Source organism: Nocardia sp. NPDC059228, assembly GCF_042754245.1.
In the GTDB taxonomy this organism is placed as follows: domain Bacteria; phylum Actinomycetota; class Actinomycetes; order Mycobacteriales; family Mycobacteriaceae; genus Nocardia.
Genome location: NZ_JBHZAL010000001.1, coordinates 360,176 through 380,268 on the forward strand (window position 1 = coordinate 360,176; position 20,093 = coordinate 380,268).

Sequence of the window (20,093 nt, forward strand, 5' to 3'; positions counted from 1 at the left end):
AATCGCTGCGGGCCACCGTTTTTCACATCCGTCCCCGGGCCACCCCCCAGTCCCGGGTTGCTCTCAGCCCTTCACGACGGTGGTGCTGACGATCTTGTCGGCGAAGGTCTGCTTCTTGTCGTCCCACAGCGGCCACAGGAAGCCGATGTAGCAGGGCAGGGCGTCGATGAAGTGCAGGAGGCTGCGGCCGATCGCCAGGCCGAAACCGACCGGCTGCCCGGTGCTTTCGCGGATCAGTCGAATGCCGACGACCTTCTTGCCGATGGTCTGCCCGGTGGTGCCCTCCAGGTACCGCAGGTACAGGAAGCCGCCGAGGCTGATCACGAGGCCCAGCAGCCACAGGATCCACCCGAAGGCGTTGTAGCCGCCGCCGGTGCAGCTGGTGTAGTAGCTGCCGGGGCTGACGGTGCAATGCACCTTCGAGGTGCCCGCGGTGTTCGCGATGAGTTGCAGGATCCCCGAGGGCACGCCGAAGATCAGGCCGTCGATCAGGGTCGCGCCCACTCGTGCGCCCCAGCTCGCATACTGTGCCCCGTACCCTCCGAACGGCGCATAGCTGGGCTGCGGCGCCCCGTACGTGGGTTGTGCTGCGCCGTAGGCGGGTTGGGGCGCGCCGTACGCGGGCTGCTGCGGAGTCCCGTAGGGAGACTGGGCGTCATAGCCGGGTTGCGGAGCCCCGTACGTGGGCTGGGGCGCACCGTAACCGGGTTGGGGCGCGCCGTAGGCGGGCTGCTGCGGAGTGCCGTAGCCGGGTTGCTGCGGAGCGCCGTAGCCGGGCTGGGGCGCACCGTAGCCCGGGGCGGGCTGATCGGCGGGCGGGTAGCCGTATCCGGGCTGCTGCTGCGGGTACGGGTTGTTCGGGTATGTCAATGCGTTTCCTTGCAAAAGGGATTGTTTCGGTCGGGCAGGCTACAGTCTGGAGCAATCCGGCCTTCGGGATGAACTGGAAATCCGACACGCCGTGAGCGCTGCGCGATTGCTGATCCGCTCACCAGCGGCGGCGTCCCGAGGTGCTCGTATTCGAGCTGGTGCGGCGAATCCTGCAGTGGAACAATGGATTACATCTGCACCAACGGCGGTGGCGAATTGGTTGCCGGACCGCAACGGTTGGAACAATCATGATCGTGGTCCTGGCTACTGCGACCGGATTCACATAACCTGCACCGGTGCTCGACGCAGGACTGTCCAGGCGCGGCTTCTTCGCCGCGGGCGCGGCGCTCGCCGCAGGCCTCGTCACCGCCGGATGCGGTGTGGCGAACGGCAATTCGTCCGACCGCATCCTCGATCCGCACGCGGCGGCCGATCCGGCCACCGCGCCGGCGCGGCTACCCGCCGCCACGGTGTCGCCCGACGCCGTGGCCGCGAAGTATGCCGGTCGGCAGCCGCAGGGCTGGGGCATGGACCTCGACGGCGTCGTGACGGGGTTCAATGCCACGGGCAAGCAGTTCGCGGTCACCTTCGACGCCTGCGGCGGCCCCGGCAACAACGACATCGACGAGAACCTGCTGGCCTTCCTGCAGGCTCAGCAGATTCCGGCCACCCTGTTCCTGAACAAGCGCTGGATCGACGCGAATCCCGGTCGCGCCGGGCAGTTGGCCGCCAACCCGCTCTTCGAGATCGGCAATCACGGCACCGCGCACTGCCCGCTGTCGGTGAACGGCCGCGCCGCCTACGAGATCAAGGGCACCGCCTCCCCGCAGGCGGCCGTGGACGAGGTGTGGGGCAACCACCAGCGCATCACCGCCCTGACCGGGCGCGCGCCCCGCTTCTTCCGCGCGGGCACCGCGCACTACGACGACGTGGCCGTGGCGATCGTGAAGGACCTGGGCGAGACCGCGGTCGGTTTCTCGGTCAACGCCGATTTCGGTGCCACCGCGACCGCCGCCCAGGTCCAGAACAACATGACGGCCGCCAAGACCGGCGGCATCTCCCTGGCGCACATGCACCGCCCCAAGTCGGGCACCGGCGCGGGCATGCTCGCCGCGCTGCCCGCCCTGAAGTCCAACGGCTTCCAATTCGTGCACCTGCCATAGCTTTTCGGGCAGGTGCCACAGCCTTTCGGGCAGGTGCCACCGCGTTTCGAGTACGAGTCGCAGCGTTTCGGGCCCGGCGGTCAGCCGGGTAGCGAGGCCGCCCAGTCCACCGCGACGGATTCGCCGCGGTCGACAGTGAAGAAGGCGACCTCCAGATGCCGGCCCAGATCCACCAATTCCAGGGCGGACAGGGGGACCGGCTGCACCACCCGCACCCGCCACGGCCCCGGCTCGTCCCAGGCGTGCAGTTCCAGATCCAGCCGCAGCACCGGATCGTCTCTGCCGGTGTAGTCGGCCGCGACCGGTGTCGCGGTCAGCACGGTGGCGCGGGCGCGGCGGCCGTCGGCCAGGATCTTGGCGATATTGGTGCGCGAGGTCTCCTCGGACGCGGGCAGATGCAGCACCACCCGGTCGTCATCGCCCGGATCGACCCGGCAGCAGACCACATCGCCGGGCTGCATCCACTGCCGCTCGGCCGCGTTCACCCGCTGCCGGACCCGCGTCTCGTAGGCATGCCGGCCCTCGAGCTGGACCCGCACCCAGAACTCCGGCCCCGGCTCGGCCTCGGCGGTGCCGTGTACACCGAGCACGGTCGCGACGCCCTCGACGCCGTGCAGCAGCAGTTCGCGCCGGGCGGCGTCGTCGAGCGCGGGCCCGCGGCGGGCGAGGCCACGGGAACCGAATTGCGAGGACAGCCGGGCCAGCAGGCCGATGCGCGGGGCTGGCGCGACCTGCGGACCGCGGCGCTGCCGACCGGAGGTCGGGGGCGCGCCGGGCCCGGAATCGGGCGGTTGGTCGGAAGCGCTGCGCGGTCGCTCGTGTGCGGCCATGTCCATGGCGGTACACCGTAATCGCTGTGTGGTGCCCGACACAGCGATACCCGCGGTTTGCCGAACCCGCTCGTGGGAATGTTTTTCCGACCGGACCCGGGCGTGAGCGCGGGTGATAGCACCTCTACCCTTGTCGCCATGACCTCTGCGTTCCCGACCATCCCCGACGATCTCAAGCCCGCCGACGGACGGTTCGGTTGCGGCCCCTCCAAGGTCCGCCCCGAGCAGCTGCAGTCCCTGGTGGATACCGGCGCCTCGGTGTTCGGTACCTCGCATCGGCAGAAGCCGGTCAAGGACGTGGTGGCGCGGGTGCGCTCCGGCCTGCGCGACCTGTTCTCGCTGCCCGACGGTTACGAGGTCGTGCTGGGCAACGGTGGCACCACCGCGTTCTGGGACGCCGCCGCCTTCGGCCTCATTCGCGAGAAGTCGCTGCACCTGAGCAATGGCGAGTTCTCCTCGAAGTTCGCCTCGGTCGCCAAGGGCAACCCGTTCATCGGTGACCCGATCGTGGTGAAGTCGGAGCCGGGCGACGCCCCCGAGCCGACCTCCGACCCGTCGGCCGACCTGATCGGCTGGGCCCACAACGAGACCTCCACCGGTGTCGCCATTCCGGTGTCGCGCCCGGCCGGTTCCGAGCACGCGCTGGTCGCCATCGACGCCACCTCCGGCGCGGGCGGTCTGCCGGTGAACATCGCCGACACCGACGTCTACTACTTCGCCCCGCAGAAGTGCTTCGCCTCCGACGGCGGCCTGTGGATCGCGCTCATGAGCCCCAAGGCGCTCGAGCGGGTGGAGGAAATCAAGAACTCGGGTCGCTGGACCCCCGAATTCCTCTCGCTGCCGATCGCGATCGACAACTCCACCAAGGACCAGACCTACAACACCCCGGCGCTTGCCACCCTGTTGCTGTTCGCCAACCAGATCGAGTGGCTGAACGGCAACGGCGGCCTGGACTGGGCCGTGAAGCGCACCGCCGACTCGTCCTCGCGTCTGTACTCGTGGGCCGAGACCAGCGCGTACGCAACGCCGTTCGTGCAGAACCCGGCGCTGCGCTCGCAGGTCGTCGGCACCATCGACTTCGCCGACACCGTGGACGCCGCGCAGGTGGCGAAGGTGCTGCGCGCCAATGGAATCGTGGACACCGAGCCGTACCGGAAGCTGGGCCGTAACCAGCTGCGCATCGGCATGTTCCCGGCCATCGACCCCGACGATGTGTCGCAGCTGACCCGCTGCGTCGACTGGGTCGTCGAGAAGCTGGCCTGAGCAGTAAAAACGACATCGGTTCACGGGTCTCCCACGATCTTCGGGAGATCGTGAAACCGGTTTCGCCGCTGAGGCGAATCGATCACACTAATGCGGCGCGGAAGTCTGGGAACAGATTTCCGCGCCGCGTGTCTTGCCCCATGATTCTCAGAAGTGCACTACTGTTCCAGAACGTGGGCGGTGTCGCGAGCCTAGCTATAGCTGTGAGTTGCGCAGCGAACAGGAGGTAACGGTGCGTGAACTTCGAGTAATCGGATTGACGCCCGATTCCACGCACATCGTGTGCATCGATACCGAGAGCGGCCAGAAGTACCGGCTCGCCGCCGACGATAAACTGCGCGCCGCTGCCCGCGGAGATCTTGCCCGATTCGGCCAAATCGAGATCGAAACGGAAGCCACGATGCGTCCTCGCGATATCCAGGCCCGTATCCGTGCCGGTGCGTCGGTGGAGCAGGTCACCGAAGAGTCGGGTATGCCGTTGTCGCGGGTGGAGCGTTTCGCGTATCCCGTTCTGCTGGAACGCGCCCGGGCCGCCGAGCTGGCGCAGAAGGCGCACCCGGTCCGCAACGACGGTCCCGCCGTGGAGACCCTCATCGAGATCGTGTCGGCCGCCTTCGCCGAGCGCGGCCACAATATCGAGGTCGCCGAATGGGACGCCTGGAAGGACGAGAAGGGCTACTGGGTAGCCCAATTGCAGTGGCAGGCGGGCCGTTCCGTGATCGCCGCGCACTGGCGCTACCAGCCGGACGCGCACGGCGGCTCGGTGGTGCCGCTCGATGATCCGGCCTCGGACCTGATCGATCCCGACTTCGGCCGGGCGCTGCGCGGCCTGGCGACCATCCTGCCGGACCAGACCGACCCGGTGGTGGACGAGGTGCCGGCGCCCGCGCCCGCCCCGCGCGAGGAGCGGACCCCCGACTACGAGTCCGCGCCGGCGCGAGTCGCCAAGCAGCAGAACGTGGACGACTACTTCGAGCAGCGCGCCGCGGTCGGCGACGGCACCGTGCCGGTGACCACCGCCGCCGCCCCCGCGCCCGCTCCGGCGGCGAAGGAGCAGCCCGCTCCGGCGCTCCCCGCTGCCCCCGCACCCGCTCCGGCCCCGGCGGCTGCCGCCGAGCCCGCGGAACCGGCTCCCGCCCCGGCGCAGCCGGCCGCGAAGGCCAACGCGCAGAAGCCGAATCGGGCTAAGCGGGGCGGCAAGGCGCCGATGCCGTCCTGGGAGGATGTACTCCTAGGCGTGCGGTCCTCCGGTCACTGAGTCCTGCCGGGTAGGCCGCTCGAATTCTTTTCGGATGCTAATGGGTTGCTGAATCCGTCGGCCATCCGCTCTGCGCCGCGCCGCGAAACAAGGTTGGCAACGGCGATATTTCGGCCCTCGCGGGGGTAGATTCAGTAAGTCGGCGGTCAGTGCCGGGTCGACCCACGTCGATGCCAGCGATCGGCAGCCGGATGTTTGCTCAAAAGTAGCCATCCTGTGTGCAGTGACTGAGGGGAGGTGACGTCGGTGCCATCAACGGTCTCGTCCCTGTGGTACGTCGACGCCCCCGATCCGGTGGCCGTGCTGCGTGCGCACCCGGGACCCGACCCGGACGCCGCCTTCGCACTCGCCAAACAGCTCAACCCGGACCGTGATGTGGTGCCCGCCGCCTCGGGCACCATGAAGGTGTGGGCGGGGCCGGATCGCGAATCCATCTATATCGGTTGCTATCCCGGCGTCACGGTCGTCTGCTCCACCCAGGCCGCGTTGGCGCGCCCGACCAGACTGCCGGAGCTGCTGGTACGTCCGCTCGCCTCCGAGCAGACCTACCTGATCTCCTACGACCTGTCCCTGGGCTGGGGCGCGTTCGCGCATTGGGAACGCGGCGAATTCCGCCGCTCCTTCAGCGCGACCCGGGTCAATATCCTCGAGGACGAGGGCATGCCGCGGGTGTGGGAGCGGCCCTACTGGGCGGGTGAACATCCCATCCACCTCGCGCCCGGCGAACTGCCGGACCCGCAGCTGCTGCCCTTCGACCCGCCGGACTTCGCCGACGCCGCCAATCAGGAGTGGCTCGGCTTCCGGTATCGAGGCCGGGATCCCGAGCAGGCGCTGACCGCCGACCGGATCGAGGTCTGCGGCTTCTCGCTGTTTCCCCGAGGCGAGGCGCCGATGCTGGTGGAGGTCGTGCCGGAGGCGCCCGTCGAGCACAACGGCAGCAAACGCGGACTGCTGGGCTGGCTGCGCGGCCGCGACCGGGTCTCCTGACTCAGAACAGCAGCAGGCCCAGCCAGGCCAGCAGCACGCCCGCGCCCAGGCCCGCGATCACCCAGCGGGTCACCGGGGCGTAGCGCCAGCGCCAGGCGGTCGGCGCGGCCCCGCCCACCGCGATCAGGTTGACTGCCACCGACAGCACCGGATGGATCTGGGCCAGCGCCGCGCCGAAGGAGTAGACGCCGACGGCGGTCAGCGCGCCCACCATGACGACCACGGCGATGCCGCTGGCCCACGGGGTGGGTTCGGAATAGCCGTATCCATACGGTCCGTCGGGCGGATGGCTCACTGGGCACGCACTCTCTCGTAGAAGGCCATGGCGGCTGCGGTCGCCACATTAAGCGAATCGGTGCCCGCCGTCATGGGGATGCGGGCACGAATGTCGCTGGCCCGCATGGTCTCCTCGGTGAGGCCGGGGCCCTCCGCGCCGAGCAGCAGGGCCACCTTCTCGCCGGTCATGGCGGTGGCGAGGGTGTCGGCCTTCGGGTTCGGGGTCAGGGCGATGATCTGGAAGCCGTTGTCGCGCAGCAGGTTCAGCCCCGCGGGGAAGGGCGGCAGCTGGGCGAAGGGGACCCGCAGCACGTGGCCCATGGAGACCCGCACGGCGCGCCGGTACAGCGGATCCGAGCAGCGGTCGCCGAACAACACGGCGTCCGCACCCAATCCGGCGGCATTGCGGAAGATCGACCCGATGTTCTCGTGGTCGTTCACGCCCTCGAGCACCGCCACCGTGCGCGCGTCCGCGAGCAGCTCGCCGGCGGTGAGTTCACGTGGCCGATAGGCGCCCGCGAGGACGCCACGATTCAAATGGAATCCGACGACCTGCGCCATCACCTCGGCGCTGGCGCGGTAATACGGAATTTCCACTCCGGTCAGCTCCTCGGCGAGCTGCTCGTATCTCTTCGCGACACCGAACAATGCGAAGGGCGTGAATCGCGAGGCCAGCATGCGCTGCACGACCACCACTCCCTCGGCGATCACCAATCCCTTGCCGCCGGGCAGGTCGGGGCGTCGATCGGCATTGTTGAGGTCGCGGAATTCGGCGACCCGCGGATCGTCCGGGTCGTCGATATCGATCACTTCGGCCACCGGGACATTTTCGCCTCCGCTGCGGGCGGGCGAATGCGCGGGGCATAAGGTGATCGAGACCCGATTCCGATCTATCGAAGAGGACAGCCCATGAGCAGCAAGCCGGAAATCGAGTTCCAGGATGGTCCCGCCCCCGCCGAACTCGTGATCAAGGACCTCGTTGTGGGTGACGGCGCCGAAGCCAAGCCCGGCGACACCGTCGATGTCCACTACGTGGGCGTCGAGTACGACTCCGGCGAGCAGTTCGACGCCTCCTGGGACCGTGGTGAGTCCATCGTCTTCCCGCTGCGCGGCCTGATCCAGGGCTGGCAGGACGGCATCCCGGGCATGAAGGTGGGCGGCCGCCGCCAGCTGACCATCCCGCCGAAGCTGGCCTACGGCGAGGCCGGTGGCCACCATCTGGCCGGCAAGACCCTCGTCTTCATCATCGACCTGCTGGACGTCGTGAACTGACGACGCCCCGGTCGACGAAAAAGCCGTGCCCGCCGTGCTTTTCAGCGCGGCGGGCACGGTTGTCTGCGTTGCCGGAACTCACACCTTCACGACGATGCTGCTGATGATCTTGTCGGCGAAGGTCTGCTTCTTGGCGTCCCAGAGCGGCCAGAGCCAGCCCAGGTAGCAGGGGAGGGAGTCGACGATGTGGCAGATCTGCCGGACGAAGGCCATGCCGAAGCCCAGGGGCTGCCCGTCGGCCTCGCGGATCAGCTTGATGCCCAGCAGCCTCTTACCGGGGGTCTGGCCGCTGGTGCCCTCCATATAGATGAGGTACAGGCCGCCGATGATCGCGATGGCCGCGCCGATGAGCACCAGCACGATCCCGCCCGCGGACAGCCCGCCCGAGCAGGACGTGCTGTAAGAGGAGTCGGTCGAGTCGGTGGTGCAGTTCATGTCCTTGGACCCGACCGCGAAGCCGATGCCGTAGAAAATGGCCGCGGGCACGCCGATGATCAGCCGGTCGATGAGGAACGCCCCGACCCGTGCGCCCCAACTGGCATAGGGCGCTTGGGGATACGCGGCGTAGCCGGGTCCTGGCGGATAGCCTCCGGGCTGACCCGGGTAGCCGCCCACCGGCTGCCCGTACCCGGGCTGTGGCTGTCCCCCGTAACCGGGTGGTGGCTGCTGCCCGTAACCGGGTGGTGGCTGCTGGCCGAACCCGGGCTGCTGCCCGAATCCGGGCTGTTGCGGCTGCTGCGAGTAGGGATCGTTGCCGTAGGTCATCGGTTCCTCCCCAGAGGGAATGCGGGGGCTGGGCCCCCGCATTGTCTCCCGAATCCCTAGCCGACGATGGCGTTCATGATTGTTCCGGCGCTCGTGGCGGTCGCGCCGCCGATCATGGCGTTGGCGACCATCTTGGGGGAGGCCGAGCCGCCGCCCCACTTCTCCCAGGCGAAGCGCCCGCCGCCGTAGGTGATGGCCGCGACGCCCGACATCTGGGTGAACCAGGTGAAGTAGCGGAACATCTTCATCATCTTGTCGGCCATGGGCGGGGTTTCCGCGGTGGGGTTGCCGAACTGGGCGAGAACCGTGCCGTACATGTCATGCGCGGCCATCAGCATGCTCACGATCGTTCCTCTCCGGTACCGGGGCGCTAGGTGGAGCCAGGGGCGGTAGAGCGGTGGAGCTTCCGAAACGGGTCGATTAGAGCAATCCGGGCAGAGTCTATCCGGGTGAATCGCCGAATGTTGCTGATTGTTTGCGAACGTTATTTCCGAACGATGTCGACCGGGTCGGTGAGGGCAGCCGCGATGGCCGTTTGCTGTGGCACCCCGAGCTGCGGGAGCGCGCCCATCGCCTGACCGGCCTGATTGCCCAAGGTCTTGGTCACGGCCTGCAATTGGCTGACGCCACCGGTCAGCGCCTGCATGGCCGCCACCAGCTGGGTACCGGCCTGATCGGCGACGGCCGGAATGCTCTGTGCCAGCGACGCGCCCTGATTCAGCTGTGTGCTCGCGTCGTTCAGCCGACCGGCCGCGTCGCGCAGTAGTTGCCCGACCTGGGTATCCGGAGTGACTTGCGTGCCGGTCAGATTGGCGAAGCCGCTGAGCTGGGTGTTGGCCTGATTCGCCACGTTCTGCAGACCCTGCAGTTGGGTGATGACATTCGCCAGCCGCGGATCATCGGCGAACGGCAGCGCCTGCAGCAGCGGCACCACGAAGTCGAGACCGTTGGACAGCGTGCTCGCCGCCTGGGAGACCTGCCCCATGGTGACGCCGGTCGAATCCAGCGCCGCGGCAAGCTGATTCGCCTGCGCGGTGGCGGCGCTCAGGGTGGAGTTCAGCGCGTCGATGCCGGAGGTCAGCTGTCCCGCACCGGATTTCGCCTGATTCAGGAAGTCCATCATCTGGTCGGCGCCGCCGGAGAACTGCTGCGCCCCGTCGGCGGCCGCCTGCACGCCCGCGCTGAGCAGCTGCGAGGTGCCCGCGATCTGCGACACCTGCAGGCGCGCGGTGTTCATGGTCGCGAACAGGGTGTCCAGCCCAGCGGCGCTGATCTTCTTGGTCACCTCGGTCACCGCGTCGTTGACCAGGTTCGGGTCGGCGCGATCGTGGGTGGTGACGGTGACCTGCGCCCGGTGCGGCTTGTCGGTGAGCAGGGAGGTGATATCGGTGCTGAGGTCGGTGGGCAGCGTGACCACCGCGGCGTAGTCCTTGGTGCTCGCCTCGTCGACCACATCCCAGTGCCGGGTTCCGCTGCCCTGTAGCTCCTTTGCGATGCGCGCGCCCAGTGGCCCGGTATCGCCGTTGATGAGCGCGACCGCGGTGGGCGCGGAGCGCAGCCGGAGGACGCTGATCGTGCCCGCGGTGACCGCGGCGGCGAGCAGCAGGACGATCAGGACCCAGCGGGCGCGTTTTCCGAACACCATTCAGACCGTATCGGGGCGGCGTGCCCCGAGCTCTGATGGTTGTCTGAGAGTTCGGTAAAGACCGGTACGTTCACCCGCGGCCGGGCGATGGCCCCGGCGGCGCATCGCGGTCCGGTAGTTCCAGTACCAGGCGCACCCCGCCCAGCGTGCCGTCATCGAAATAGGCTCGGCCACCGTGCAATTGGGCCTGCTGCGCGACCAGCGCCAGCCCCAGCCCGGACCCGCCCTTGGCGGCGTGGCTACCCCGGAAGAACCGTTCGAACACCGCCTCGCGCTCCGCGGGCGGCAGTCCGCGCCCGTTGTCGTCGATGGAGATGATGATGCGCCCGTTCGCCGCCCGGTGCGCCGACACCAGCGCCTCGGTGGCCCCGCCGTGCCGCGCCGAATTGGTCAGCGCGTTGTCCACGGCCAGCCGCAGACCGGTGGGCAGGCCCCGGGTGACGAGTTCGGCGTCGGTGTCGATGCGCACCTTCAGTTGCGGGAAGTGCCGCATGGCGTCGTGCGCGGCGGCGTCGCAGAGCTCGGCCACATCGGTGACCACGTGGTCGCGTTCATTGGTGAGGTCACCGGCGGCCAGCCGTTCCAGTGCCGCGAGGGTGGTCTCCACTCGGTTCTGGCCGCGCTGCAGGTCGCCGAGGATTTCCCGGCGCTGGTCCTCGCTGAGGTCGAGGGTGCGCAGCACCTCCAGATCGGTGCGCATGGCGGTGAGCGGGGTGCGTAGTTCGTGCGCGGACACCGCGGCGAAGTCGCGCGCGGTCTCCAGCGCCGCGGCGATCTCGGCCTGCGCCCGGTCCAGCCGCTCCAGCATGGTGTTGACGGCCTCGCCCAGCTTGTCGGCCTCCCTGACCCCCGAACCGTCCACGGGCAGCTGCGCATTCGGGCCGCCGGTGGGCCCGCGCTGATCGACCGCCTCGGTGAGCCGGACGATGGGCCGCACCGCGCGGCCGCCGAACAGCCAGCCCAGCCCGGCCGACGCCGCCACCGCGGCCAGCGCCGCGAAGAACACGAACCGCCGCTGCTCCGCGGTGGCGTGCTCGGTCTCCGTGGTCGGAATGCCCAGGGAGACAACGCGTCCCGCGGGCTGGTTCTCGGTGGTGGTGAGCACCCGGTAGGAATTGCCGTCCACCGTGACGGTGTGATTACCCACCGACAGGGTGGGCAGCTGCACGGAGGTGCTGGTCATGGAGCCGTCGGCATTGCGCACGGTGAGCGCCAGCTGGTTGGTGGGGCCGAGCACGTCGAGGACGGTCACCGCGAGTTGTGGCTCGATGAGCACGATCCGCGAGGACAGCGCCAGCTGCTGATCGGCCTGACCGAGATTGTTGCGCTCGATGGCGGTGACGGTCACCCAGCTGAGCACCGCCACGATGATGGTGGCGCCCAGCGCCGCGGCCGCCGCGACCCGGAAGCGCAGCGAATAGGAGTGGCGGCGCCGGCGCGGTGGTGCGGAATCGAGTGCGGGCCGGTTCATTTGGGTGCGCGTAAGACGAATCCCACCCCGCGAATGGTGTGCAGCAGGCGCGGGGTGCCGTCGACCTCGAGTTTGCGGCGCAGGTAGCCGACGAAGACGTCCACCACATTGGTGTCGGCGGCGAAGTCGTAGCCCCACACCAGTTCCAGCAGCCGCTCCCGGCTCAGCACCACGCCGGCGCTGCGGGCCAGCGTGGACAGCAGCTCGAATTCCCTTTTGGTGAGCTCGATCTCGGTGCCGTGCAGCAGCGCCCGGTAGCCGGCGACGTCGACTTCCAAGGGGCCCACGGTGATCGCGCCCGGGATGGCGGAGGCGGGTACGTCGCTGCGCCGCCGCAGCAGCGCCTTGATGCGGGCGACCAGTTCGGCGAGCACGAACGGCTTCACCAGATAGTCGTCGGCCCCGGACTCCAGCCCGGCGATCCGATCGTCGACCGAACTGCGCGCCGACAGCACGCAGATCGGCACCTCGTTGCCCATGGCGCGCAGCGCGGTGACCACGCCCGCGCCGTCCAGCACCGGCATGTTCATATCGAGCACGACGGCATCGGGGGCGGATTCGTTGACACTGCGCAGCGCCGCGGCGCCGTCCCGGGCGATGACCACCCGGAACCCCGACAGCCGGAGCCCGCGCTCGACCGATGCGAGCACATCCTCGTCGTCGTCGACGACCAGGACAGTGGGTACCGCTGTATCCAATTTGCCCTCCGCTTCGCTCCGGACGGTTCGCGGCCCTGGAGGTCTCGTTCTTCCCTCCGCTTCGCTCCCCCGCTCCGCTCGGTCCAGAACGAGACGGGCCGCGAACCTGATGTGGTGTGCCACCGGGGCGGCACACCACATCAGTATCGTCCGACGAGGGTCAGTAGTTGTGGCAGGAGTCGGCGACCTGCTGGATCGCGGCGGCGATTCCACCGGCACGCGGGTCGGCCGCGGCCTGGTCGGCGGCGTCCGGGTTGTCCTTCAGGTACTGGTCGAGTTCGGCCTGACGCTGCTCGGGCGACAGCGCGAACTTGGCCTGCAACTCGGACTTGTAGCCCGGGTTCTGGTCCAGGAACGAGGCCAGGGCCGGGGCCTTGTCGTGCAGGGCCGCGTCCACCTGGGTGAAGGTGCAGGTCGAGTTCAGTAGCGGCGCAACCAGATCCGCGGGGGACGCCGAGGCGGTGGCGGGCGCGAGGGCGAGGGCCACGGCGGCGACCGCGCCGGCTCCGAAGAGCGCACCGACGCGGCGATTACGGACGAAGCTCATGCATCGACCTTTCTTGTTCGACAAGCAGAGCGAAAGGGTGGCGCGCGAATCCCGCGATTCGCGCCCGCCCGACGCTAAACCACCCGCATGGGAGGCCGATGAGCGAAGTATGAAAACTTTCTGAGGCTAGCCCGAGACGGCCGAATCCCCGGCCTGAGCGGCCGGATCCACCCCGGACGCGCCCGTATCGAGGGTGGCCGGATCGACCCGGTGGAGCGCGGAGGTGGCGATCGCGGCATCGGCGGCGGCGATGCGCTCCTTGTCCTCCATCAGGGTGACCGCGTCGCGGATCTGCTTCTCCAGGGTGGGCAGCATGGCGGCGTCGTCGATGGTGGGCGGCACCTCGAAGGTTTCGCCCGCCGCGATCTGACGCATGGTGCGGCGCAGGATCTTTCCGGAGCGGGTCTTCGGCAGCGCGGTCACCGCGACCACGTCGTAGAGGGTGGCGATGGCGCCGACCCGCTCGCGAACCCGCTCGATGACCTCGGCGCGCAGTCGCTCGGACTCGATGTCGATGCCGGTCTTGAGCACCACGTACCCGATCGGCCGCTGCCCCTTCAGCTCGTCCGGGATACCGACCACCGCGGTCTCGGCCACGGCCGGATGCCCGGAAATGGCCGCCTCGATGCCGCCCGCCGAGAGCCGGTGCCCGGCCATATTGATGACGTCGTCACTGCGGCCCAGGACGTACAGGTAACCGTCCTCGTCGAAGAAGCCGGAGTCGCCGGTCAGATAGTGGCCGGGGTAGGCGGAGAGATAGGAGCGCTCGTAGCGGGCGTCGTCGCGCCACAGCGTGGTCAGCGTGCCGGGCGGCAGCGGCAGCCCGATGACGATGTTTCCTTCTGTATTGGGTGGGACCGCATTGCCTTCGGAATCCAGCACCCGCAGCCGGTACCCGGGCACCGGCACCGAGGCCGAACCGGGCTTGATCGGAAGCTGCTGCAGCCCGAGCGGATTGGCGCAGATGGGCCAGCCGGTCTCGGTCTGCCACCAGTGGTCCACGACCGGGCAGTCGGGCCGCTCCGCGAGCAGGGTCTCCACCGCCCACTCGTAGGTGGCGGGGTCCAGCCGCTCGCCGGCGCAGAACAGTGCCCGCAGCCGGGTCAGATCGTGGCTATGCGCGAGTGCGGCGTCCGGATCGGCGCGCCGAATGGCCCGCAGCGCCGTCGGTGCGGTGAACATCACGTCCACTTTGTATTCGTCCACCAGCCGCCAGAAGGTCCCGGCGTCCGGGGTCCCGATCGGCTTGCCCTCGTAGAGGATGGTGGTCGCCCCGACCAGCAGCGGTGCGTACACGATGTAGGAGTGCCCGACCACCCAGCCGATATCGGAGGTGGTGAGCATGGTCTGACCGGGGCCGACCTCGTAGATATTGCGCATGGACCAGGCCAGCGCGACCGCGTGCCCGCCGTTGTCGCGCACCACGCCCTTGGGCTTCCCGGTGGTCCCGGAGGTGTAGAGGATATAGAGGGGATCGGTTGCGGCCACCGAGACCGGATCGGCCGGTTCCGCGCCGATCTGCGCCTCGTCCCAGTCCAGCCAGCGGGCGGCGACGGTGTCGGAGGAGGCGGGCAGATGTTCGGTGGCGGCCTGCTCGGCGGGAAAACGAATGGTGGGGAAGCCGTCCCGTTGCTTGACCAGCACCGTGCGGGGCGCGGTGGTCTCCGCGAGATCGAGGGCGGCCAGCACGATCGGCGGGTACTCGATGCGGCGGCCGGGTTCCAGCCCGCCGGAGGCAGTGACAATCAGCACAGGTTCGGCGTCGTCGATGCGGGCGGCGAGTTCGTGGGCGGCGAATCCGCCGAAGACCACCGAGTGCACCGCGCCGATGCGGGCGCAGGCGAGCATGGCCACCACGGCTTCCGGGATCATCGGCATATAGATGACGACACGATCACCGGTCTTGACGCCCAGTCGGAGCATGGATCCGGCAAATCGGGCGACTTCGTCCAGCAGCTCCCGATATGTGTAGATCCTTCTGGACCCGGTCATAGCGGAGTCGTATATTAGGGCCGGTTGTTCAGCGCGACCCCCCTCCTGACCGCCGGTCGGGCCTTCCGGGGATGTGATATCGCGCACATGCCGGTCCAGGGCGTTGTAGGAGGTGTTGAGGCGAGCGTCGGGAAACCAGCGCGCAGTCGGACGGGCCGCGGTATCGAGAATCTGAGTGGGGGGCACATCCCAGCTGATGGCTTCGGCCGCGTCGCACCAGAACTCCGAGGGATCGACCAGGCTCAGCTGATAAGCCGATCGGTACTCCTGCTTCGCGTTCAACCCGGTGACTCCCTAGCTCCGCCATGTGTCCTTGAGATGCGCTGAGATGCCCGCCTCGATAGATCCAGCTGATTGTGGCAGACTTCACGCGACGTCCGGGCGGACGCCGCGACCTTTGATTTTGCCTGCAAATGGCAGGTCAGGGAGCGGTGGTTGCCAAGAGGTCACACAAGAAGTTATTGATCCGTTAGAATCGCATGTCACATATTTCGGCCGTCATGGACGCAATTTCTCGGCCAGCCGCAGTTCTCGGCCAGCTGTGCCAGTCGAGCCCAGCGTGCGATCGCGGAGGCTCGCTGATGGCGCGTGGCTGGGGCCAGTTTGGAAAGTGAGTGGGAGATGCGTGACGCCGCTAGGTCCGGCAGCAATAAGCGCTGGGCGCTGAGCAACTGGGACCTGCGATGGAAGGTCACGGCGGTGCTCGCCGTGCCGCTGTTGGTTGCTGTTGTGCTGGGAGCGTCCAGGATCTCGGCGGAGTTCGCCGACTCCAGCCGGCTCTCGACGGCGACCGATCATGTCGGGGTCATCCCGGCGATCACCGGTCTCAGTGCTGATGCGGCGCAGGTCGCCAGTGGTCAGATGGTCATGCTGGGCCCGACCCAGTCGCTGACTTCGGATCCGGAGCTTGCCCAGTTGGATACGGCCATCGCCTTCGCCGAGAAGGCGGCTGCGCGATTGAGCGATATGCCCAGCGCCCGCTCGGCGCTGGACGAGATGATCGTGGGCGCCAAGGCGATCCGGGCCCAGGGCCTGGCGCCGTCGAAGTCGATTCCGGACACCGTCACCGCGGTCGAACGGATCCGCGGCGACAGCGTGCGCACGGTGGAGAACATCGTGTCCAGCGTCGCCGACAAGAACGTGGACCAGTCCAAGCTGCGCCTGGTCGACTCGCTGAACAGCCGTTGGATGCTGTTCAACGAGGTCGCCGGTATGGCCGAGGCGCTACGCAACAACCCCAAGGATGGCCTCAAGGACATCCAGATCGGCGTCAATACCGAGCGGCAGATGCTGGCCGTGCTCGCGCACCGCTTCCCGGACGGCGACGCCACCATCGCGGAGCTGGATCGGCAGGCCGACACCCGCGTGCAGCTGGTCAACGGCCCGCAGGCGCTGGCCGGGCAGCTGCCCGTCGCCGAGCTGAAGGATTCGCTGGTCGCCAGCATCAACGGCTACCAGTCCATCGCGACCGCCTCCACCAAGGACATCGTGTCCCGGGTGGACGATCTGGCCGCGGCGGCCCGCTCGGGCGCCATCCGCTACTCGATCATCGTCATCGCCACCATCCTGGGCGCGCTGGCGCTGGCCGTGCTGATCGCGCGCGCGATGATCGTCCCGCTGCGCCGTCTGCGCCTGGCCGCCCTGCGCGTCGCCGAATACGACCTCGGCCAGGAAGTTTCCTCGCTGCGTGACGGTGCGGATCCCGAAGACGTTCCGCTGGAACCGATGCCGGTGCACACCGACGAGGAGATCGGCCAGCTGGCCCGCGCCGTCGACGACATCCACGGTCAGGCGCTGCGCCTGGCCGCCGACCAGGCCGCCATGCGTACCCAGGTCAACGACATGTTCGAGACCCTGGCCCGCCGCTCCAAGTCCCTTGTCGATCACCAGCTCTCGCTCATCGAGGCGATGGAGTACGACGAGAAGGACCCGCGCCTGCTCGAAAACCTCTTCCGCCTCGACCACCTCGCCGCCCGTATGCGGCGAAACGGCGACAACCTGCTGATTCTGGCCGGTACCAAGCAGCGCCGGACCAAGTCCGCGCCCGTCGAGATCGCCGACGTGCTGCGCGCCGCCATCTCCGAGGTGGAGGACTACGAACGCGTCAAGCTGGGCGCCACCCCGCGGGGTGCGCTCGTCGAGCCCGCCGCCTCCGACCTCGCGCACCTGTTCGCCGAACTCCTGGACAACGCGCTGCGCGCCTCGCCCCCGGAGACGGACGTCAAGTTCACCTTCGCGCAGGCACACGATCAGGGTCTGCTGATCGAGGTCGCCGACCGCGGTATCGGTATGCCCCCGGCCGAAATGGCCGAGATCAACCGGCGACTGGAGGCCGTGGCCGAGGTCGGTCCGGACACCGCCCGCCACATGGGTCTGTTCGTGGTCGGCCGCCTGGCCGAGCGCCACGGCCTGACCGTGCGGCTGCGCCCGACCTTCGACATCGCCCGGGACCCGGGCGTGACGGTCACCGTGCACGTGCCCAAGCCGCTGATCGTCTCGGCGGGCGGGCCGATCTCGGTGCCGCCGCAGCAGGGTCAGACCCCGCCGTCGGCTCCCACGCCGTCCGCGCCGCAGGGTGCGGGCAACCAGGCCGGTGCGCCGTCCTCCATGCAGATGCGCGCGGTCACCCGCACGGCGACCGGCAATGTGATGGTCACCGTGGATCCGGGTGTGAGCGGGCCGATTCCGGCTCCGGCGGGACAGACGCCGGGCGCTGCCCCGGCCCCCGCCGCGGCCAGCGCCTCGACCGGACTGCCCACGCGGCAGCCGGGCGCCCAGGTGCCGGGCGGTCTGCCGACCCGGCAGCCCGGTGTGAACGGGCCCACCGTCAAGCACACGCTGACGGCTCCGGGCGGGTCGAAGCCCGCCGGCCTACCCCAGCGTGATCCGGGCGCGCACGGTCCGTCCGCGCCCTCGGCCCAGCCGGGCGCCAATCTGCCGCAGCGCGGTCAGAGCCCCGACGGCCCCTCGCAGCCGCGGGGCGGTCTCGCCGCCAACATGCTCAAGCGCCAAGGTGCCCCGGGCAACATGCCGCCGCGACCGGGCGAGCCGGGGGCCGCACCGAGCGGTCCGGGCCAGGGAGGCTTGCTGCAGCCGGGTCAGTCCGGTGCGATGCCGCAGCGCACTCCCTCCGTCGGCCTGCCGCAGCGCGATGCCGCGCCGGGTGGAGCTCCGTCGGGACCCGGTGGTCTGCCGCAGCGTCAGCCGGGCACCAACGGTGCGCCGGGCCGCGAGGCCGGTCTCGGCCAGCCGCAGCGCCCCGCGCCCGGCGGCCTGCCCCAGCGCGAACCGGGTAGCAATGGTGCGCCGCAGCAAGCGCGCGGAGCGGATTCGGGTCCGACCCGTCGCGAGCCCGCCGCCGGTGGTCTGCCGCCGCGTGACTCGGCCGCCGGTGGTCTGCCGCCGCGTGATCCTTCGGCCGGTGGTCTGCCGCAGCGTGATTCCGCTGCCGGTGGTCTGCCGCGTCGGGAGCCGGGCGCCAATGGCGCTCCGGCGCAGCGTGGTCCGGGTGCTCCGGGCCAGGGGCTGCCGCAGCGGGGTGCCGCGCCGCAGCGGGACGGGGGCAATGGCCTCGCCGCCGCTCAGGATTCGAACGTGCCGGGTCTGCCCAAGCGTGATGGCCTCGCGCCGCGCGATGGCGGCCTGCCACCGCGTGATCCGGCCGCGGGCGGCTTGCCGCAGCGTGGTGCGGCGGCCGGTGGCCTGCCCCAGCGTGACGCGGGCAATGGTCTTCCCCAGCGCGACGCGGGCAACGGCCTGCCGCAGCGTGGTGCCACCGGTGCTGATCCGTTGTCGGGCGGTCTGACTCAGCGTGATCCGCTGGGTGGGTCTCGAGCGCTGGGAGGTGGAGCGGCACAACGTGATTCCGCTGCCGGTGGTCTGCCTCAGCGCGGTGGCAACGGCCTGCCGCAGCGTGACGGTGGCAATGGTCTGCCGCAGCGCGACGCCGGTAGCGGTCTGCCGCAGCGGGAATCCGCCGGTGGTCTGCCGCAGCGTGGTGCCCCGGGCGCTGATCCGCTGTCCGGTGGTCTGACTCAGCGTGATCCGCTGAGCGATCCACTGCCGCAGCGTGATCCGAGTGCGGGCCTGCCGCAGCGGGGCGCGACCGGTCTGCCGCAGCGTGATCCGGGTGCGGTGCTGCCGCAGCGCCCGAGCCCGATTCCGGGTGTGGGCCTGCCGCAGAACGGCTCCGACGCTGTCAAGGAGCCCGGACGGCACAGCTTCCGCTCGAATCCGCAGAAGGCGGCGTCGTTCTTCCAGACCCGTTTGCAGCCGGCCGATTCCGGTGGCGATGCGATCATGGGTGGCACGCCGATTTTCGCGGAGATGATGTCGGCGTGGCTGTCGGATCCGAATGCCGACCGGTCCCAGGTGGCGTCGTCCTTCGAATCACCGGGTGACGAGGGCTGGCAGGCGGCTCGCCGCGTCAACGAGTCCTCGGCGGACAAACGGACCGCCGCGGGTCTGCCGCAGCGTGATCCCGGTAACCGACTTGTGCCCGGCGGTGTCACCGGAAACGCTGACAAGGCGGCCCATCGGGACCCAGAATCCATCAGGTCAAGTCTGAGTCGTCACCAGCAGGGCGTCCGGGATGGCCGCGCGATGAAAGCTATGAACCTAACCGGAGATAAAGGAGACCGATGAACCCCGATCTAGGTGGTACGAAGCGTCAGCTGGATTGGCTGGTTTCGAATTTCGCCAATGAGGTTCCCGGCGTTGCGCACGCGGTCCTGGTGTCGGCTGACGGCCTGCTGATGGCCGCGAGTGCGCAGCTGCCCGTGGACCGTGCCGAACAGCTGTCAGCGGTGACCGCGGGGCTCGCGAGCCTCTCGGTTGGTGTGTCGAACTTGTTCGAGGGCGGCACCGTATTGCAGTCGGTGGTCGAGATGGAACACGGCTACCTGCTGCTCATGGCGGTCGGCGACGGCTCGTACCTGGCGGTGCTGACGAATACGTCCTGCGACATCGGCCAGGTGGGATACGAGATGGCCTTGTTGGTCGAGCGAGTGGGCCAGACGGTTCAGGCCACACCTCGCGTCACGATGGGTTCCTGATG

General features: G+C 69.1%; 18 protein-coding genes. 7 read left to right on the top strand and 11 right to left on the bottom strand.

What is annotated here, in order from left to right:
• Nucleotides 1-63 precede the first annotated feature (63 nt).
• Nucleotides 64-870, bottom strand: a complete 807-nt coding sequence (locus ACFXKA_RS01660) for an RDD family protein (protein WP_379425376.1) — start codon at nucleotides 868-870, stop codon at nucleotides 64-66.
• Between the two features lie 296 nt (nucleotides 871-1,166).
• On the opposite strand from ACFXKA_RS01660, the gene ACFXKA_RS01665 reads away from it, so the two are divergent.
• Nucleotides 1,167-2,033 carry a polysaccharide deacetylase family protein gene (locus ACFXKA_RS01665; RefSeq protein WP_379425377.1) on the top strand — a complete coding sequence of 289 codons (867 nt, stop codon included), beginning with the start codon at nucleotides 1,167-1,169 and terminating at the stop codon, nucleotides 2,031-2,033.
• An 80-nt stretch (nucleotides 2,034-2,113) separates the two neighbouring features.
• On the opposite strand, the gene ACFXKA_RS01670 is transcribed toward ACFXKA_RS01665, so the two are convergent.
• Nucleotides 2,114-2,869 (bottom strand): hypothetical protein, encoded by a 756-nt coding sequence (locus ACFXKA_RS01670; RefSeq protein WP_379425379.1) that lies wholly within the window; start codon nucleotides 2,867-2,869, stop codon nucleotides 2,114-2,116.
• 132 nt (nucleotides 2,870-3,001) lie between these two features.
• On the opposite strand from ACFXKA_RS01670, the gene serC reads away from it, so the two are divergent.
• The 3 genes from serC (at nucleotide 3,002) to ACFXKA_RS01685 (ending at nucleotide 6,371) form a co-directional block, all read left to right on the top strand.
• The gene (gene serC, locus ACFXKA_RS01675; RefSeq protein ID WP_354830837.1) at nucleotides 3,002-4,126 is read left to right on the top strand and encodes a phosphoserine transaminase; all 1,125 of its coding nucleotides are present in this window, start codon (nucleotides 3,002-3,004) and stop codon (nucleotides 4,124-4,126) included.
• Nucleotides 4,127-4,358: 232 nt separating this feature from the next.
• Nucleotides 4,359-5,384, top strand: a complete 1,026-nt coding sequence (sepH, locus tag ACFXKA_RS01680) for a septation protein SepH (RefSeq protein ID WP_379425380.1) — start codon at nucleotides 4,359-4,361, stop codon at nucleotides 5,382-5,384.
• Between the two features lie 246 nt (nucleotides 5,385-5,630).
• Nucleotides 5,631-6,371, top strand: a complete 741-nt coding sequence (locus ACFXKA_RS01685; protein ID WP_354830831.1) for a DUF6928 family protein — start codon at nucleotides 5,631-5,633, stop codon at nucleotides 6,369-6,371.
• Nucleotide 6,372: 1 nt separating this feature from the next.
• On the opposite strand, the gene ACFXKA_RS01690 is transcribed toward ACFXKA_RS01685, so the two are convergent.
• Together ACFXKA_RS01690 and ACFXKA_RS01695 are read right to left on the bottom strand one after the other, a co-directional pair.
• Nucleotides 6,373-6,666: a DUF2537 domain-containing protein gene (locus tag ACFXKA_RS01690; protein WP_354830828.1), complete on the bottom strand. Its 294-nt coding sequence runs from the start codon at nucleotides 6,664-6,666 to the stop codon at nucleotides 6,373-6,375.
• Entirely contained in the window at nucleotides 6,663-7,466 is an 804-nt protein-coding gene (locus ACFXKA_RS01695; protein ID WP_379425382.1) for a TrmH family RNA methyltransferase, read from the bottom strand. Before ACFXKA_RS01695 ends, ACFXKA_RS01690 begins: the two co-directional genes overlap by 4 nt.
• Before the next feature lie 90 nt (nucleotides 7,467-7,556).
• Between ACFXKA_RS01695 and ACFXKA_RS01700 the strand changes: the two genes are divergently transcribed.
• Complete coding sequence (locus ACFXKA_RS01700; RefSeq protein WP_354830823.1) at nucleotides 7,557-7,919, top strand: FKBP-type peptidyl-prolyl cis-trans isomerase; 363 nt, start codon at nucleotides 7,557-7,559, stop codon at nucleotides 7,917-7,919.
• Nucleotides 7,920-7,997: 78 nt separating this feature from the next.
• Here the strand turns inward: ACFXKA_RS01700 and ACFXKA_RS01705 are convergent, their stop codons facing one another.
• The 7 genes from ACFXKA_RS01705 to ACFXKA_RS01735 all read right to left on the bottom strand — a co-directional run bounded on the left by ACFXKA_RS01705 (nucleotide 7,998) and on the right by ACFXKA_RS01735 (nucleotide 15,319).
• Nucleotides 7,998-8,684, bottom strand: coding sequence for an RDD family protein (locus ACFXKA_RS01705; protein WP_354830821.1), 687 nt, complete (start codon nucleotides 8,682-8,684; stop codon nucleotides 7,998-8,000).
• Between the two features lie 56 nt (nucleotides 8,685-8,740).
• Nucleotides 8,741-9,022, bottom strand: a complete 282-nt coding sequence (locus ACFXKA_RS01710; protein ID WP_354831618.1) for a hypothetical protein — start codon at nucleotides 9,020-9,022, stop codon at nucleotides 8,741-8,743.
• Between the two features lie 146 nt (nucleotides 9,023-9,168).
• Nucleotides 9,169-10,329: a YhgE/Pip domain-containing protein gene (locus tag ACFXKA_RS01715; RefSeq protein ID WP_379425383.1), complete on the bottom strand. Its 1,161-nt coding sequence runs from the start codon at nucleotides 10,327-10,329 to the stop codon at nucleotides 9,169-9,171.
• A 70-nt stretch (nucleotides 10,330-10,399) separates the two neighbouring features.
• A complete protein-coding gene (locus ACFXKA_RS01720) occupies nucleotides 10,400-11,800 on the bottom strand; it encodes a sensor histidine kinase (RefSeq protein ID WP_379425385.1) in 1,401 nt (466 codons plus the stop codon).
• Nucleotides 11,797-12,498, bottom strand: a complete 702-nt coding sequence (locus tag ACFXKA_RS01725; RefSeq protein ID WP_354830812.1) for a response regulator transcription factor — start codon at nucleotides 12,496-12,498, stop codon at nucleotides 11,797-11,799. Before ACFXKA_RS01725 ends, ACFXKA_RS01720 begins: the two co-directional genes overlap by 4 nt.
• A 160-nt stretch (nucleotides 12,499-12,658) precedes the next feature.
• Nucleotides 12,659-13,045: a hemophore-related protein gene (locus tag ACFXKA_RS01730; RefSeq protein WP_354830809.1), complete on the bottom strand. Its 387-nt coding sequence runs from the start codon at nucleotides 13,043-13,045 to the stop codon at nucleotides 12,659-12,661.
• Between the two features lie 126 nt (nucleotides 13,046-13,171).
• A complete protein-coding gene (locus tag ACFXKA_RS01735; protein WP_379425386.1) occupies nucleotides 13,172-15,319 on the bottom strand; it encodes an AMP-binding protein in 2,148 nt (715 codons plus the stop codon).
• A 339-nt stretch (nucleotides 15,320-15,658) separates the two neighbouring features.
• Between ACFXKA_RS01735 and ACFXKA_RS01740 the strand changes: the two genes are divergently transcribed.
• Together ACFXKA_RS01740 and ACFXKA_RS01745 are read left to right on the top strand one after the other, a co-directional pair.
• Nucleotides 15,659-19,681 carry an ATP-binding protein gene (locus ACFXKA_RS01740; protein WP_379425388.1) on the top strand — a complete coding sequence of 1,341 codons (4,023 nt, stop codon included), beginning with the start codon at nucleotides 15,659-15,661 and terminating at the stop codon, nucleotides 19,679-19,681.
• Nucleotides 19,678-20,091, top strand: coding sequence for a roadblock/LC7 domain-containing protein (locus ACFXKA_RS01745; protein WP_029930951.1), 414 nt, complete (start codon nucleotides 19,678-19,680; stop codon nucleotides 20,089-20,091). The genes ACFXKA_RS01740 and ACFXKA_RS01745 overlap by 4 nt, the downstream gene beginning before the upstream one ends.
• Nucleotides 20,092-20,093: the final 2 nt, after the last annotated feature.

Coding starts and splice junctions, on each gene's coding strand:
- ACFXKA_RS01730 (WP_354830809.1), bottom strand. CDS start 13,045: ATGAGCTTCGTCCGTAATCGCCGCGTCGGTGCGCTCTTCGGAGCCGGC.
- ACFXKA_RS01715 (WP_379425383.1), bottom strand. CDS start 10,329: ATGGTGTTCGGAAAACGCGCCCGCTGGGTCCTGATCGTCCTGCTGCTC.
- ACFXKA_RS01670 (WP_379425379.1), bottom strand. CDS start 2,869: ATGGACATGGCCGCACACGAGCGACCGCGCAGCGCTTCCGACCAACCG.
- serC (WP_354830837.1), top strand. CDS start 3,002: ATGACCTCTGCGTTCCCGACCATCCCCGACGATCTCAAGCCCGCCGAC.
- ACFXKA_RS01705 (WP_354830821.1), bottom strand. CDS start 8,684: ATGACCTACGGCAACGATCCCTACTCGCAGCAGCCGCAACAGCCCGGA.
- ACFXKA_RS01740 (WP_379425388.1), top strand. CDS start 15,659: ATGCGTGACGCCGCTAGGTCCGGCAGCAATAAGCGCTGGGCGCTGAGC.
- ACFXKA_RS01700 (WP_354830823.1), top strand. CDS start 7,557: ATGAGCAGCAAGCCGGAAATCGAGTTCCAGGATGGTCCCGCCCCCGCC.
- ACFXKA_RS01720 (WP_379425385.1), bottom strand. CDS start 11,800: ATGAACCGGCCCGCACTCGATTCCGCACCACCGCGCCGGCGCCGCCAC.
- ACFXKA_RS01745 (WP_029930951.1), top strand. CDS start 19,678: ATGAACCCCGATCTAGGTGGTACGAAGCGTCAGCTGGATTGGCTGGTT.
- ACFXKA_RS01710 (WP_354831618.1), bottom strand. CDS start 9,022: ATGCTGATGGCCGCGCATGACATGTACGGCACGGTTCTCGCCCAGTTC.